The sequence below is a fragment of the Virgibacillus ainsalahensis genome (assembly GCF_055380755.1).
In genome coordinates this window covers 3,632,925-3,648,404 of sequence record NZ_AP043943.1, presented here as the reverse complement: position 1 = coordinate 3,648,404, position 15,480 = coordinate 3,632,925, and the positions used below count along the sequence as shown (strand labels likewise).

Genomic DNA, 15,480 nt, shown 5'->3' with positions numbered 1-15,480 from the left:
TTTGCTCAAACACCAAAGCTAAAATCATCTATTCACTCAAATAATTATTTGAATATTTGATTGACTTGGATAAAAAATGCAGTATACACTAAAAGGAACTATGTGTTTGCGATATAGCCAACATTACAGGATCTACTACAGCAACATCATCTCACCATCTACGTTTATTGCGAAACATGGGATTAGCCAGATACCGTAAAGAAGGTAAATTAGTTTTTTATTCATTAGAAGATGATCATGTTCGTCAGCCACAGCAATTTTTTCCTTTGATACATCTAAACCTACATACTTTGTGTTATAATTCATCATACTAGCTCCTTTCGTATTATAGCTCTGATTTGGGATTTGTACTTTACTGCACTATACCCGAATTAACCTACGACATTACGAATCAGGGGCTAGTTTCGTTCATGATAACTCCTGCTTAGAAAGCGCAGTGGGAAGACCCCGCAGGAAAAAAGTGAACTCCTTTTTTCCGAGGAGGCTGAGCTCAAGCCCGCGGAAATCGTAGTGTTTTTCCGTAGCGATCACTATAATTCATAATTACACCTAGTTTATCAACCATAGATTTTGGTGAAGAGCCAGTAAAGCATTAGAAAATTGAATGAAAGCAACAATGAAACTACATAATTTAAATAAGATAAACAAAGATGCAGGAGGTGTTCTTTTGCCAAAAATGACCAAAAAGATGAATAGTGCCATCTATGTAAGCAAATTTGAATCCATGTTTAAATGCCCTGTCTGTGGCTCGTCAATGCATGTCGGAAATTTAAAAAGCTTACAATGTGCCAATCATCATAGCTTTGATTTCACCAAACAGGGCTACCTCAATTTAATGACACAGTCCATGAAATCAAAATACAGCAAAGAGCTTTTCGAGGAGAGAAGGAAGGTAATAGCAGAGGTTGGGCTTTTTGAGGAACTTAGCCAGTCAATTGCTGAGATTATCCATCACCGTTCTGCCGGGGAGGAAAATATATCACTAATTGATACAGGATGCGGCGAAGGATCACACCTGTCCAATGTCTGTAATACATTAAAGGCACAATTTAATCAGACAGCAACCGGTGCAGGGATTGATATTGCCAAAGAGGGCGTCTTTGTCGCTGCCAAAAATTATGCCGAGCGGATCTGGGCTGTTGCCGACCTTGCAAATACACCTTTTAAGGATCAGCAGTTTAACGTCATACTCAACATCCTTTCGCCCTCCAATTACGATGAATTTCATCGACTGCTAAAGGATGAGGGTTTCGTTATGAAAGTAGTCCCGCAAAGCGGCTATTTAAAAGAATTGAGAGAAGCCTTTTTTGAAAAAAGTGAAAAACAGACATACTCAAATGAGGACATCGTTAACCGGTTCGAGGAGAATTTTGACGTCGTCGATCATAAAAGACTGACCTATACCAAACAGCTGGATCACTCATCAATTAAATCTCTGGTGCGGATGACCCCATTAACATGGAATATCCCGGAAGAAAAACTCCAATCCTTCTTGAAAGACAGCCCAGGTGAAATAACGGTCGATTTAGAGCTCCTAATCGGGATGAAAACGAGCTAACTCCCCTCACTCTAAACGATTGCGGAATATATCTAGCGGACGAAAAGGTTTTTAAGGTACAATGGACGTAGAATGAAAGTGTGGTGACTACCATGTTTAAAATTATGTTAATCGAAGACGATGCAAGCCTTTTTAATGAAATCAGGGAAAGGCTGGCCCAATGGTCGTATGAGATATACGGAATCAATGATTTCGGTAAAGTCATTCAGGAATTTACTGAAGTGAAGCCGGATTTGGTAATCATTGATATCCAGCTTCCTAAATTTGACGGCTTCCACTGGTGCAGGTTGATCCGGTCCCATTCGAATGTGCCGATTATCTTCCTATCCTCCCGGGATCACCCGACAGATATGGTCATGTCCATGCAGCTTGGTGCAGATGACTTTATACAGAAGCCATTTCATTTTGATGTGCTCATTGCGAAGATACAAGCCACCCTGCGCCGTGTCTATAATTATAATATCGATAACATTGAATTAAAAACATGGTCCGGTGCCACCATTGATTACCAGAAAAACACGGTGGCCAATGATACAGGCTCCATTGAACTCACCAAAAATGAAATGTATATATTAAACGTGTTAATCGAACAGAAAAACAAAATCGTCAGCCGGACCGAATTAATGGAGAGATTATGGGATGATGAACGTTTTGTCAGCGATAATACGCTAACCGTCAATGTTAATCGCCTGCGTAAACGCCTGGAAGAAATCGGCCTCGGACACCATATTAAAACAAAAGTCGGGCAAGGGTATATCGCACTGGAAGAGGAACAAACATGATCAAAGCCTATATTATGGAAAGAAAAAGCTGGATCCTGCTCTTTTTGTTCACACAGCTTGTCATCATCCTTGTCTCCTCTATCGACGCCTCCATCCCATTAGCGCCTATTGCCTATATCGTCTTTTTAAATAGCCTTGTTTTTATTATCTTTTTCATTATCCGTTACAACAAAGAAACGAGATTCTATAAAAGTATGGATGCATGGGATAAAACCTCTGATCTGACAAGTATATCCGAAGCAGAGAGCCCTTTTGAAAAGATCATCGAGGAAAGTGTTACAACTCAAACAGAACAATACAGAAAAGAAGCGGCCGAACATCTGCAAAATATCGAAGAGGAACAGGATGACCTGACGTCCTGGATCCATGAAGTGAAAACACCGATCACAACAATAAAATTGATGATTGAGCGGGTTGATGACCGTACATTAAAATCGCAGCTCATGTATGAATGGCTTCGTGTTCACCTATTGCTCGATCAGCAGCTGCACCATAAGCGCATTCCTTTTATAAAAAATGATCTATATATCGAAAAAGCGGCATTGGAAGACCTGATCTATACCGAAATTAAAGCACTCCGTTCATGGTGCATGCAAAAAGGGATTGGCTTTGATGTGTCACTTGAGGTTACAGAAGTACAAACAGACGCCAAATGGCTTGCCTTTATGACCAGGCAGCTACTGACAAATGCCGTGAAATACAGTGAATCATCGGATATCATCATTAAAAGCTATGTAGCGGATGCTCAGACTAAGCTTCAAATCACCGATTCCGGCCGTGGCATTGACCCAAAAGACATCTCACGTATCTTTGAGAAGGGTTTTACCTCCACGACCAAACACCAGGACAACGCAGCAACCGGAATGGGACTTTACTTAACAAGAAAAGTAGCGCGGCCCTTAATGATTGATATCGAAGTAGACTCGAAATTAGGGGAAGGCACTACGTTCATCCTTACCTTTCCAAAAAAGAATGACTTTGTGCATCTCACAAGCATGTGACAAAAACGTCACATGCTTCTCTTATTTGTTCGATGAATCGAAGGAAATGAGACGTGGCATCTTATATGATAAAACTATCAGGAAAAAGGAGTGATTATGAAACATGATACTGGAAGCAAATAAGATCCATAAAAGCTATGGAAATAAATTTAATAAACAGGAAGTATTAAAGGGTATTGACGTTAACGTACAAAAAGGGGAGTTCTTAAGCATCATGGGGGCATCCGGCTCCGGAAAAACCACCTTGCTTAACGTCCTCTCTTCCATTGATAAAGTCAGTCAAGGAACCATCAGCATTGAGGGAAAAGAATTTACCGGGATGAAAGAGAAAAAGTTAGCCGAATTCAGAAAGCATCATTTAGGCTTTATTTTTCAGGAATATAATCTTTTGGATACATTGACGGTTAAAGAAAATATTCTTTTACCATTATCCATTAAGAAAGTATCCAAAAAAGAGGCAGACCGCACCTTTCAGTCCATTGCCACAGAACTTGGTATTAACGATATAAAGGATAAGTATCCGAATGAAATATCCGGCGGGCAAAAACAGCGCACATCTGCAGCACGGGCATTTATTCATGACCCTAGTATTATTTTTGCTGATGAGCCGACCGGTGCACTGGATTCTAAATCCGCTTCTGATTTATTAAACAAGCTTCGGGACTTAAATCAGAAACGGCAGGCAACCATTGTGATGGTTACACATGACCCCGCTGCGGCAAGCTATTCCTCACGGGTCATCTTTATCAAGGATGGGCAGATGTATTCACAGCTGAATAAGGGGGAAGAATCCCGACAAACCTTCTTCAAAGACATCATCAAAACACAAGGTGTACTGGGAGGGGTACAGGATGAGCATTAATCATCTTATTTACCGCAGCCTGAAGAAGAATATCCGGAATTATTACCTGTATGTGTTTGCCCTGATCTTTAGTGTCGCCCTTTATTTTGCCTTTGTTACCCTGCAGTATGATCCATCCATGGACGAAGCGAAAGGGTCTATCAAAGGAGCTGCAGCCATTCGAACAGGGTCTGTTTTACTTGTTGCCATTGTTGCCGTGTTTCTTTTCTATGCAAATAACATCTTTATTAAACGCCGCAGTAAGGAAATTGGCTTATTTCAATTAATCGGGATGACTAAGGGAAAGATTTTTCAAATTATCGCTGCGGAAAACGCCATCCTGTATTTCGGGTCCCTCATCATCGGGATCTTTCTCGGATTTTCCGTGTCAAGATTGACCATTATGGTACTATTTAGAATCACGGGTGTAGAAGCCATCGCCGCTTTACGTTTTTCATCCGAAGCGCTGATTCAGACCCTGATTGTTTTTGCAGTCATTTATCTTTTCATTATGATAATGAATTTTATATTTATAAAAAAACAGAGTATATTATCCTTATTCAAAGCCGTTTCTACAACAGAAATAAAAGTGAAGAAAATGTCCCTGTTTGAGATGATTATTGGCATTTTTGGCATTGGGCTAATTGCTTTAGGCTATTTTGTTTCCACCAAATTATTCAGTGGTGACTTTACCGGAATGATAAAATTATACCTCGCGATGCTTGGGATATTAGGCTCTGTCATCATTGGAACCTATCTATTCTATAAGGGATCAGTCAGCTTCATCTTTCATTTAATCCGCAAAAAGAAAGATGGCTATTTGAATCTTAACGATGTGCTGTCACTCTCATCCCTTATGTTTCGAATGAAGTCCAATGCGATGTTACTAACCATAATTACAACCGTATCGGCACTTGCAATTGGATTGTTATCTTTAAGCTATATCACCTATTACTCGACAGAAAAAACCGCTGAACAATCTGTGCCCAATCACTTTTCAATGATTAACACAGATGATGCTGAAGCATTTACAAATGCTCTAGCGGACAATCAAATCCCATACAATGAAACCCGTATTGATGTGATCCAGGTGGAAGCAGACGTATCACAAATACTGGAGAAGAAAATGGAAAATGTACAATTCGATCCTAGTATCATGGATCTTGCTGTTGTGAGTGATGAAGATGTGGAAGGTTTTGACGTAGCCTCTAACGACATCCTTTTCGCCGGCTACAACCAGGCAATGCAACAGATGATGTCCTTTAAAGAAGACGGCCAAATTGAATTAAAAGGAAATAATGAAACCATCGAACAAAATTATTTGGGATTGGATGATGCTTCCATTCTCCATAGCTATTTCACATATGGTCTTCCGGTCGCTATTGTAGACGAATCAACCTACGAAAAACTAAGACAGGATATAGATCCATCTATCCAGAGAGAATCCACGGTGTATATCGGGATTGATATGGATAAACATACAGATATGAAAGAAGCGAATGAGATTTTTCAGGGATTTGATTTTGAATATGGCAATAGTTCACGGCTTGAAGCAAGCAACTCCCAAAAGATGAATATGGGTCTGTACATGTTTATTGTTGGATTCCTAGGCCTTGCTTTCCTCATTACATCCGGTTGTATTCTTTACTTCAAACAAATGGACGAAAGTGAGAATGAGCGGTCAAATTATACGATTTTAAGAAAGCTTGGTTTCACACGTGGTGACCTGTTACGTGGTATTCAAGCCAAGCAGTTATTCAACTTCGGGATCCCCTTAATAATTGGATTATCTCATAGTTACTTTGCTGTAAAATCCGGGTGGTTCCTGTTCGGGACAGAACTATGGACACCGATGATTCTTGTGATGCTCGTGTACACCGCATTGTATTCCATTTTCGGGATACTCTCTGTACTCTATTATAAGCGGGTTATCAAAGAAGCACTTTAATAGTGAAAAAACAAAGCTCCAGCTGCTCAGAAAGCACTGGAGCTTTTTGATTCTGGTTTTGAATGGTATCTCTACCGGACTTTTAAGAAACCAACATGGAGGCGTATAGCATGCCGCCACCATTGTATGAAAACAGCTAATTTAACCAGAAAGCTGTTTTCTAAAAAACTTGGGACTGCGATTACGCTTCCCACCGAAAAGATTTGGGACTGCGGTTACTTGCCCCACCGAAAGGATTCGTTGTTTTTTGACACAAAAGATATAATGTGCGCCGTTACATACCGCTACGGAAATACACTTCGCGCACCTTAGGGCTCGCGCTGAGCCTCCTCGCTCGCAAAAAACGCTCACTGCGGGGTCTCATCGTCTTCACTTTCCCGCTGGAGTCTTCGTGTATTTCCTCCGCTGGTAAGATGCTTTGCAACTTATAGTATTTATTCATTGCTTGATTTAAGTCACTTAATAGTTATGCACTTTTATGATGGTTGATTGGAGCGGAGGACCGTTGGAAAAGCAACAGTTGAGGATCCCGCAGAGTGAATTAAAGAACATAGCAGGTACGTGTCGCCCCCCCCTCGAGGTCCGCGAAGTGTATCAGGCTGCGGTTTAAGCAACAACAATCTTCATAAAAATCTTTGCCTAAATAACGAGAATTGTCAGTATTATGTATCATTATTAAGATGGACGCAGTATTGAGTAGATATAGCCATTTATTTAGTTTATTCGCCAAAAAAAGCGCCATATCGGCATTTGTATATTTTTGCTCTTATTGATATATTAAAAAAGTTGCGCTTTCATGTGAAAAACTATACAAGATAAGGAGTTGATATTCATGGCATCTAATCAGACTACAGGTCACACAAACAATGAAGCGTCAGGGGATGACTATTCACTCGACAGGGTGCCGCGTGACAAGAGAAATATGGGATGGCTAAGTATTACCAATATTACGTTCGGAATTGCAACGGCAATTTTCTACTTCCAAATGGGTAGTGTAATGGCACTACAGTTTGGTGCAATTAACGCAATTATATCAGCTATATACGCAATTGTTGTTGCCGGCATATTGGGAACATTTATTGCATATCTATCTGCAAAATCGGGGATGAACGTAAACTTACTATCCCGTGGTGGCGGATTTGGCTATATTGGAGCGTCTCTAACCTCATTTATCTATGCCACGAATTTTATTATGTATTGTGCGCTGGAAGGCATGATATTAGTCACTGCCGTCCACGAATTCTTCCCAGTTATCCCACAATGGGCGTTAATTATTTTCTTTGGATCACTCGTCATTCCGTTAAACTGGTTTGGGATCAAGCAATTGGATAAACTGCAAAAATGGTCGCTGCCTTTGTTCGGCGTTTTTTTAATTGCAGCAATCGTAATGGCCTCAATGACACCTTCCCTCTATGAAGGTAGCTTCTGGACCTATATGCCAGAAGGGGTTCAAGTAGGTGGTACAGCGCTATTGCTTTGTATCGGGATGCAGCACGGGATCATGGGACTGACACCGTTGCTCGCTTCTGATTATGCCCGTTTTCTTAAACCGAAAGATACGAAATTTGGCATCTTTGCCATTGGCTTTATTCCGCAAATCTTCTGTTTTGGTGTGATGGGAGGTCTTGGTATCTGGTTTGGTGTTCGCCTGGGAGAACCGAATCCTGGTGTATACATCGTACTACTGCTAGGTATCTGGGGTGTTTTATTTACAATGATCACACAGGTAAGAATCAATATTACCAACATCTACAGTGGTTCTCTTTCCCTGTCTTCCTTTTTTGAAAACATCTTTAAATTTACACCGGGCAGACGTTTCTGGGTAGTTATTACAGGTATCTCTGCGATTGTCTTAATGCTTGGTGGCATCGTGAATCATCTGGAAATGGCAATGACATTCCAAGGGGTCTTTTTGATGACATGGGCTGCTATTCTAGTAACAGATGCGGTCATCGTCAAGCGAATTCTTAAGATTGGCCCAGGCTATTATGAAGCCAAACAGGAAAACCTGCATAAGTGGAACCCTGTTGGTGTTGCATCATTATTGATAGCCAGTGGTTTAGGAACAATTGCTGCATTAGGCTATATGGGTACGTTCCTGCAAAGTACTGCCGCATTCTTTGCAGCAATACTTGCAGCGATTCTTACCGTAGTCCTTGCAATTACAACAAAAGGTAAATTCTATATCATAAAAGAAAACCCTGATGTTCACAAACAAGATTATATCGCATAAAAATAAACCCTCTACTCGTGTGAGTAGAGGGTTTTGTTTTTATTATTTTTGATTCTGATCATATTTTACTGCTAAATCGAAATGGTGTTGTTCATGGATTGCTACTAAGTGAATGCTTTGAATGACGTTTGGGTAGTGGGCAATCGGGTCGGGATAGCGAATTTGGCCGGCCACACGTTCATCGATAGCAGCAACTTTTTCCTTCAATTTGGCTGTTTCGGTGTTGAGCAGCTGCCAAACCTCTGTGAAGTGGTATTTCTGACTCAGATTATTTGGCGGTATTAACAGAAAAGGCGCTTTCATTGGTCGTTTCTTCGTTTGCTTGTATTCCTCATAAATATTATGACTCTTTGTTTGATACGGACGTTTCTTGCGTAGATGTGCATAAGGCTGCATCACTGGAAGATAAAAAATGGAAACCCTTCGCACTAACCTTACCATAAGCACGAGATGATAGACTGTCTCGCCAATCGACCATTTATCCGTTAGTGGACGTTCCCATGCGTCCTCCACCTTTTCATCTATGTACCGAAAAAAATCATTACGTTGGTCTTCTACCAGCTGAAAATAAAATTGCATCTGCTCACTTTTCAAGGGATATTCACCTTCTAAACCTATAATGGATATTTCGTTCTCCTTGTGAAATCTGTTTATCTACGACTTACAATTCAATGCCTTATTCCGCAATTACCTGCCCCGTTCATGAAAATATTTATTGCACAAATTCAATCGTTTTAGCTGTTCTCTCAGCAGTTGCTTTCCCCATTATTTGCTCTACAAGGTAGAGTGCCATATTAATTCCTGAAGAGACCCCGCCGGAAGAAATGAAGTTACCATCATGCACAACTTTACTATCGGATAAAACGCGAATATGAGGATACTTTTCTTGTACAATTTTCAACGCTGAGTGGTGGGTAGTAGCTTTCTTTCCATCTAATAATCCAGTTTCACCTAATATGTACGCTCCGGTGCAGACGGAACAGATATATTCAATCGTTTTATGTTTCATCATCCAATCTTTTATCTTTCCCTTTGATTTAAAACTCCTGCATTGCTACTCCTCCTATGTATATAACTATTTCTACGCTATTGACCACATTCCTGCTTATTTAACAACTCTGCTATTACACTGAAATAAATTTCATGCAAAAATCGCTTGACTATTCTACTAATTCTGATAAGATTAATGACAATTACATAAATAGCTACTTCTTATCCAGAGAGAGGGAGGGACTGACCCGATGAGCTCTCGGCAACCGGTCTTAGAAGGGATTTTCCCCTTTTAAAACACGGTGCCAATTTCAGAGGAATGAATGCATTCCGAAGATGGGAAGGGGACGTGATGTCTAAGATTACCGCCCTTCCCCTTCATGGAGAAGGGCTTTTGTGTAAATAATAATAAAGGAGCGGATTATAAATGGCTGTACAAACAGTTAAGGCAAATGCAACACTCAAAGAAAATGTATTGGTGGAGACAGAAGCAAGGGGCCACAAACTGACCATTGATGAGCCGGCAAATCTTGGTGGAACCGACAAAGGCATGAATCCAGTGGAGGTGCTACTTTCCGGACTCGGCGCATGCCAGTCCATTGTCGCCCGTACCTATGCGGAAAAATTCGATATCAATCTGAACGCATTTTCCGTGGAGCTGGAAGGTGACATAGATCTTGACGGATTCCTTGGCAAAAGTGATGTCCGCCCGGGCTTTTCCACCATCCGCTATACCTACCACATCGAGACAGATGCACCCGAGGAGAAAGTGAATGAGTTTGTTGCATTCATCGAAAAACACTGCCCTGTCGGTGATACCATCGCCAACACAGTAGAAGTTGTATCTGGAGGGGTAGTGATCGAGAATCCGGTTGGGCAAAAATAAACAAAGAGCGCGCCGATTCATGAAAAGCAGATGATCTCAATCTATTGAATAAAACAGAATGCATCTTTCTTTATTATGTAACCACGAATAGTGTTATAATTAACTCACAAAGGAGGATGATTTCTATGTTGTCAAATAAGTTACAAGAAGCATTAATTAACCAAATGAACAACGAGTTTGCAGCATCCCATGAGTACATGGCGATGGCATCCTACTGTGAAACGAACAGCTATGATGGTTTTGCTAATTTCTTTATCCAGCAGGCGAAGGAAGAGCGTTACCACGGCATGAAAATTTACAATTACTTGAACGATCGTGGGATTCATGCGAAGTTTAAAGCACTTCCTGCACCGAAAAATGATTATGGTTCCGTTCTGGATACGTTCAAAAAAGGCCGAGAACAGGAAAGAGAAGTAACAAAATCATTCTATGAAATATCAGATATTGCAATGGATGAGAAGGAACATATGACATTATCCTTTGTCAGATGGTTCCTGGATGAACAGGTTGAAGAAGAGTCCATGTTTGAAACGCATATTGACTATATGGAGCGTATCAAAGATGATAATAATGCACTGTTTATCTATGAACAGCAGCTTGCCAAGCGGGAGTTTGACGAAGAAGATTAATTGGATAGATCAATAGAAAACTGCACTCCAAATCCGGGTGCAGTTTTCTATTGATCTGTAAAAATACCTATGGTTATTGATTCAATTAACATTCTCCAGGAATCGGGACTCATCGGGGGGATGAACGACTGAACGAAGAAGAAAAGCTGTCATTCGGTCACTCATCATGGGGATGAACGACTGAACGAAGAAGAAGAGCTGTCATTCGGGCACTCATCAGGGGGATGAACGACAGAACGAAGATGAAAAGCTGTCATTCGGGCACTCATCAGGGGGATGAACGACTGAACGAAGAAGAAAAGCTGTCATTCGGGCACTTATCAAGAGGATGAACAACCGAACGAAGAAAAAGAACCGACATTCGGGCACTTATCATGGGGATGAACGACTGAACGAAGATGAAAAGCTGTCATTCGGGCACTCATCAAGAGGATGAACAACCGAACGAAGAAAAAGAACCGACATTCGGGCACTCATCAAGGGGATGAACGACTGAACGAAGATGAAAAGCTGTCATTCGGGCACTCATCATGGGGATGAACGACTGAACGAAGAAAAAGAGCTGTCATTCGGTCACTCATCATGGGGATGAACGACAGAACGAAGAAGAAGAGCTGGCATTCGGGCACTCATCAAGGGGATGAACGACTGAACGAAGAAAAAGAGCTGTCATTCGGTCACTCATCATGGGGATGAACGACTGAACGAAGATGAAAAGCTGTCATTCGGGCACTCATCAAGAGGATGAACAACCGAACGAAGAGAAAGGGCCGTCATTCGGGCACTCATCATGGGGATGAACGACTGAACGAAGAGGAAGAACCGGCTTTCGGGCACTTATCAGGGGGATGAACGACTGAACGAAGAAGAAAAGCTGTCATTCGGGCACTCATCAGGGGGATGAACGACTGAACGAGGAGAAAGAGCCGGCTTTCGGGCACTTATCAGGTGAATGAACGACCGAACGAAGGAGAGCTGTCATAATGATTGTATATCAACGAAAAATAGCATACCAATCACTATGCGATTTGGTATGCTATTTAACTTGTTCATTTACATTTGCAACATCTTTTTATTAGCGATTTGAAATTGCAGATCTGCTACATTTTCTATAAATTTTTTATCATGTGATACAAACAGAATGGTTCCTTTATAGGAAGTGATAAAGCGTTCCAGTGCTTCAATAGCACGGATGTCTAAGAAATTAGTCGGTTCGTCTAACAGTAAAATGTTATATTCCCCTAAGAAAAGTTTGCAAAGTTGTAGACGGGTTGCTTCTCCACCACTTAATGACTTCACGCTTTTTTGTATATCTGTTCCGACAAACATCATGGAATGCAAAACACTTCGCAGAAATCCTTCATCATATGCAGAGCGGTTTTTCACAAATTGCAGCACCGTTTCATCACTGGTAAATTGATAGCTCATTTGACGGAAGTAACCTATCTTTGCTTTTGGTGAAAGGCTTAAGCCGGACCCGTTGTTCACAATATGATGGAACAACGTACTTTTCCCACTGCCGTTGCTGCCGTTAATCGCTATTTTTTTACCCAACGGCATTTGGAAACTTACATCATCCAATAACACTTTTCCCTTGACACACAGTGTTAGTCTGTCTGCCATAATTGGAAATTTGTTATGCAATTCCAATGCTTTTGACTGGTGAAACACAATGGATCTTTCTTCTTTTACAGCTTCAACTTCCTCCAGTTTCTCCATTCGATGTTCAACTGCTTTTGCCGCACGCTGTATCGCTTTTTGGCTCGTGCCTTTCGATTTCGTCTCAAACATACGATTTGCTTTTGTTTTCGATTCTTTTTTCGACATCGAAGAAGACTTAGCTATTTTATCCGCTTTTTTCATCTTTTCTTGCGCCGCTTTTTCCAGTCGGCTCTTTTCTTTCAAATATTGTTCATGTTCCTGGTTTTGCTGCTGAACCTCCAATTGCTTCTGGGCCATGTATTCACTGTAATTTCCGGTATATACGTTTACTTTTCCCCCGTCCACTTCCCAAATTGTTGTAACAAGTTCATCCAGCACAGCGCGATCATGACTGATAAGCAGCAGTGCACCATAGTAATACATCAGTTCATCACATAAAAACGATATACCACTCTGATCCAGGTGTGTAGTCGGTTCATCAATGAATAAAGCTTCGTAGTAGTGTGTAAACAATTGTGCAAGCTTCAGTCTTGTTTGCTCACCACCACTTAATCCATCCGCATCGTCTGAGACATGCAATTTTCCCAGTAACTCAGGATCAGCCTCACGGGCTTTTGGCGCCTCCACTTGTTCAAAATAACCGAAATCCACGTGACGACTCACTTTTCCATGTGACGGTTGAACCGTACCTGCAAGTAGCTTTAATAGCGTACTTTTCCCTGCTCCATTTTTTCCAACGATACCGATACGGTCAAATTGATGTACTGCTAAACGTTCAATTTCTAATACCTTTTTATCTAAATAGTTAACTTCAACATTTTCTAATTCAAAACATATTTGTTCCATCTTTGCTACCTCCCGAAATTTGGTTATTTCGTATCGATAGCCAGGATCGATACGGGCTTCTACTTCAAGCCCGCATCAAAAAAATAATAAGAATTGCATCGTATTTTCCTCCCACTTCAATTTCTTCAAGAAAATAAAAAATCACAGACGGAATGCCTGTGATTGGAGAGTAAAGAGATTATGTCCGGTTTCTTGGTAAAGCTTACCACAAAAACCTTTTTTAGAAAAATTAAAAAAAGACAGAGGAATCCGCCTTTCTTCACATTACTTATATTTAAAATGAAGATTATTAAAAAAGGACAGACTAATCCCATTCACTCTGTTACACAAACAGAGCCTTTGACCCTATTCAATTACTGGCTCAAAGCTGGGAAACGTAGTCTCATAGCATGTGTCATTTTTTAATAATCCTCCTTTTAGATTTGTTTGAAATACATGATGAATTATAAATTCTACTTTAAGAAAAGTCAAGGTTATATGACCTGGACATGGTATCAAAAGTATTGAACCATAAAGTAGGTCCAATAATAATTTATCATTTACAATAGTGTGCGTCATACAGTATGATAATCTCAGGAGTTGATGAGATGAGCGACGCACATGAACATATAGATAAACTGATGCAGGAACTGAGACGTGGAACCATTACAATTGGGGCTCTGAGTCAGCTTCATGAACCTCAATATGGGTACTCCCTTGTTACTACATTAAAAGAGAAGGGCGTACAGGTGGAACCCGGAACATTATACCCGCTGCTGAGAAGGCTGGAAAAGCAAGGGCTTCTGGAAAGCAAGTGGAATACAAATGAGTCACGTCCAAGGAAATATTACCTATTAAGTGATACTGGAAAAGAAGTTTTAGATCTATTACATGATGAATGGCAGAGTATTGTAACAAGTATGGATAATCTAATGATGGAGGGAAGGGGAAAATATGGAAATGATTGACCGGTATCTTTATGCAGTCACCAAAAGACTGCCGGAAACACAGCGAAAAGATGTTGCAGACGAACTTCATGGTTTGATAGAAGATATGCTTTATGAGCGTGTCCAAAGCAGGGATGTTACGGAGAAAGATGTAGAGGAAGTATTGCTGGAACTTGGCCACCCGAGGAAGTTAGCACGGAAATACCGGGGTACAAAAAAGTATATAATCGGTCCGGAATTGTACGATTGGTATATACTGGTTCTGAAGATAGCTTTGATTTCAACAGTTGCAATATTTACCCTTGTTTTCGTTATCCAGGTGATTTTAAATCCAATAAACATTCTTGATTATTTTGTGAATTACATTGTTTCCTTTTTTACTTCCATCATTCCAATGGTATTCGGTTGGACCACACTTGGGTTTATCCTGGCAGAACATTTCAGTGAAGGTAAGCTGGAAAAACTGGAACTGGATAAAGGATGGAAGCCATCAAAACTGGCACCAGTCCCTGACCCAAAACGGCAGATTAAACGAAGTGAAACAATTACAGGAATTATATTATATGTGCTGTTTATTGTGATAGTAGCATTTTCAAATGATTATTTTGGCATCTGGCTCTTTCAAGAGGGTGAATTTTCCGGTATTGTTCCATTTTTAAACGAAGAAACATACGGCTCATTCCTCTTGTTATTTCTGATTATTTTTGGATTTGGTATTGTAAAGGAATGTGTAAAGTTGTTTTATGAAAAGTGGACGTATCCACTGGTTTTTTTCACCGCTGCTGCTAATTTGATTTCTATTATACTAATCATTTTCATCATTACCGGCGCTTCATTCTGGAATCCCAATTTCATGAACGAACTTGTGCAACATGGTTTGGTAACAGAAGGAAGTGAAAGCTATGAAACGATTCGTATGATTTGGGAACAACTTACACTTTGGACACTGATTCTCCTGATAATTGGTTTTTTCTGGGATATTATTGCTGGATGGATCAAGGTTTTTAAAGCCAGGTAAAGCTTATTTTTAAATGCCGCGTTATTGGTTATGACACATGATCAATAGCGTGGTTTTATTTGCAGTTAAGAAAGTATAAAACTTTCTTACTGCATAAGTGCGGGCTTTGGCCTTTCGCCTTAAGGCTTGTCGAAAAGCCAAGTTTTCTAAGATTCAGAAG

Annotated in this window: 13 protein-coding genes, 1 pseudogene and 1 riboswitch; of the genes and pseudogenes, 11 read left to right on the top strand and 3 right to left on the bottom strand. The window is 40.5% G+C overall.

The genetic code is table 11. The features are described from left to right. Window positions 1-92 precede the first annotated feature (92 nt). The 7 genes and pseudogenes from ACZ427_RS18115 to ACZ427_RS18085 all read left to right on the top strand — a co-directional run. Window positions 93-314, top strand: a pseudogene (locus tag ACZ427_RS18115) (ArsR/SmtB family transcription factor); the annotation flags it as partial. A 362-nt stretch (window positions 315-676) separates the two neighbouring features. Further along, on the top strand, window positions 677-1,558 hold the full coding sequence (locus ACZ427_RS18110) for a putative RNA methyltransferase (RefSeq protein WP_464883590.1): 882 nt from the start codon (window positions 677-679) through the stop codon (window positions 1,556-1,558). A 92-nt stretch (window positions 1,559-1,650) separates the two neighbouring features. After that, window positions 1,651-2,340 (top strand): response regulator transcription factor, encoded by a 690-nt coding sequence (locus ACZ427_RS18105; protein WP_461177432.1) that lies wholly within the window; start codon window positions 1,651-1,653, stop codon window positions 2,338-2,340. Next, window positions 2,337-3,341 carry a sensor histidine kinase gene (locus ACZ427_RS18100; RefSeq protein ID WP_461177433.1) on the top strand — a complete coding sequence of 335 codons (1,005 nt, stop codon included), beginning with the start codon at window positions 2,337-2,339 and terminating at the stop codon, window positions 3,339-3,341. Before ACZ427_RS18105 ends, ACZ427_RS18100 begins: the two co-directional genes overlap by 4 nt. 103 nt (window positions 3,342-3,444) lie before the next feature. After that, window positions 3,445-4,203 carry an ABC transporter ATP-binding protein gene (locus ACZ427_RS18095; RefSeq protein WP_461177434.1) on the top strand — a complete coding sequence of 253 codons (759 nt, stop codon included), beginning with the start codon at window positions 3,445-3,447 and terminating at the stop codon, window positions 4,201-4,203. Continuing rightward, on the top strand, window positions 4,193-6,130 hold the full coding sequence (locus ACZ427_RS18090; protein ID WP_461177435.1) for an ABC transporter permease: 1,938 nt from the start codon (window positions 4,193-4,195) through the stop codon (window positions 6,128-6,130). The genes ACZ427_RS18095 and ACZ427_RS18090 overlap by 11 nt, the downstream gene beginning before the upstream one ends. An 832-nt stretch (window positions 6,131-6,962) precedes the next feature. Further along, complete coding sequence (locus ACZ427_RS18085; protein WP_461177436.1) at window positions 6,963-8,363, top strand: purine-cytosine permease family protein; 1,401 nt, start codon at window positions 6,963-6,965, stop codon at window positions 8,361-8,363. A 42-nt stretch (window positions 8,364-8,405) separates the two neighbouring features. On the opposite strand, the gene ACZ427_RS18080 is transcribed toward ACZ427_RS18085, so the two are convergent. Together ACZ427_RS18080 and ACZ427_RS18075 are read right to left on the bottom strand one after the other, a co-directional pair. Continuing rightward, the gene (locus ACZ427_RS18080) at window positions 8,406-8,942 is read right to left on the bottom strand and encodes a DinB family protein (protein WP_464883478.1); all 537 of its coding nucleotides are present in this window, start codon (window positions 8,940-8,942) and stop codon (window positions 8,406-8,408) included. 133 nt (window positions 8,943-9,075) lie between these two features. Next, a complete protein-coding gene (locus ACZ427_RS18075) occupies window positions 9,076-9,375 on the bottom strand; it encodes a DJ-1/PfpI family protein (protein WP_464883477.1) in 300 nt (99 codons plus the stop codon). A 197-nt stretch (window positions 9,376-9,572) separates the two neighbouring features. Continuing rightward, window positions 9,573-9,696: riboswitch (SAM riboswitch) on the top strand. 84 nt (window positions 9,697-9,780) lie between these two features. Between ACZ427_RS18075 and ACZ427_RS18070 the strand changes: the two genes are divergently transcribed. After that, window positions 9,781-10,239: an OsmC family protein gene (locus tag ACZ427_RS18070; protein WP_461177439.1), complete on the top strand. Its 459-nt coding sequence runs from the start codon at window positions 9,781-9,783 to the stop codon at window positions 10,237-10,239. A 125-nt stretch (window positions 10,240-10,364) separates the two neighbouring features. Then, window positions 10,365-10,868 carry a ferritin gene (locus ACZ427_RS18065; protein ID WP_461177440.1) on the top strand — a complete coding sequence of 168 codons (504 nt, stop codon included), beginning with the start codon at window positions 10,365-10,367 and terminating at the stop codon, window positions 10,866-10,868. A 1,053-nt stretch (window positions 10,869-11,921) separates the two neighbouring features. Here the strand turns inward: ACZ427_RS18065 and ACZ427_RS18060 are convergent. Beyond that, complete coding sequence (locus tag ACZ427_RS18060) at window positions 11,922-13,376, bottom strand: Msr family ABC-F type ribosomal protection protein (RefSeq protein ID WP_461177441.1); 1,455 nt, start codon at window positions 13,374-13,376, stop codon at window positions 11,922-11,924. A gap of 587 nt (window positions 13,377-13,963) precedes the next feature. Between ACZ427_RS18060 and ACZ427_RS18055 the strand changes: the two genes are divergently transcribed. Further along, window positions 13,964-14,323 (top strand): PadR family transcriptional regulator, encoded by a 360-nt coding sequence (locus ACZ427_RS18055; protein WP_461177442.1) that lies wholly within the window; start codon window positions 13,964-13,966, stop codon window positions 14,321-14,323. Next, window positions 14,310-15,320: an HAAS signaling domain-containing protein gene (locus ACZ427_RS18050; protein ID WP_464883476.1), complete on the top strand. Its 1,011-nt coding sequence runs from the start codon at window positions 14,310-14,312 to the stop codon at window positions 15,318-15,320. The genes ACZ427_RS18055 and ACZ427_RS18050 overlap by 14 nt, the downstream gene beginning before the upstream one ends. The last annotated feature ends 160 nt before the right edge of the window (window positions 15,321-15,480 follow it).

Coding starts and splice junctions, on each gene's coding strand:
- ACZ427_RS18110 (WP_464883590.1), top strand. CDS start 677: ATGACCAAAAAGATGAATAGTGCCATCTATGTAAGCAAATTTGAATCC.
- ACZ427_RS18090 (WP_461177435.1), top strand. CDS start 4,193: ATGAGCATTAATCATCTTATTTACCGCAGCCTGAAGAAGAATATCCGG.
- ACZ427_RS18075 (WP_464883477.1), bottom strand. CDS start 9,375: ATGATGAAACATAAAACGATTGAATATATCTGTTCCGTCTGCACCGGA.
- ACZ427_RS18055 (WP_461177442.1), top strand. CDS start 13,964: ATGAGCGACGCACATGAACATATAGATAAACTGATGCAGGAACTGAGA.
- ACZ427_RS18100 (WP_461177433.1), top strand. CDS start 2,337: ATGATCAAAGCCTATATTATGGAAAGAAAAAGCTGGATCCTGCTCTTT.
- ACZ427_RS18085 (WP_461177436.1), top strand. CDS start 6,963: ATGGCATCTAATCAGACTACAGGTCACACAAACAATGAAGCGTCAGGG.
- ACZ427_RS18105 (WP_461177432.1), top strand. CDS start 1,651: ATGTTTAAAATTATGTTAATCGAAGACGATGCAAGCCTTTTTAATGAA.
- ACZ427_RS18065 (WP_461177440.1), top strand. CDS start 10,365: ATGTTGTCAAATAAGTTACAAGAAGCATTAATTAACCAAATGAACAAC.
- ACZ427_RS18070 (WP_461177439.1), top strand. CDS start 9,781: ATGGCTGTACAAACAGTTAAGGCAAATGCAACACTCAAAGAAAATGTA.
- ACZ427_RS18050 (WP_464883476.1), top strand. CDS start 14,310: ATGGAAATGATTGACCGGTATCTTTATGCAGTCACCAAAAGACTGCCG.
- ACZ427_RS18095 (WP_461177434.1), top strand. CDS start 3,445: ATGATACTGGAAGCAAATAAGATCCATAAAAGCTATGGAAATAAATTT.
- ACZ427_RS18060 (WP_461177441.1), bottom strand. CDS start 13,376: ATGGAACAAATATGTTTTGAATTAGAAAATGTTGAAGTTAACTATTTA.
- ACZ427_RS18080 (WP_464883478.1), bottom strand. CDS start 8,942: ATGCAATTTTATTTTCAGCTGGTAGAAGACCAACGTAATGATTTTTTT.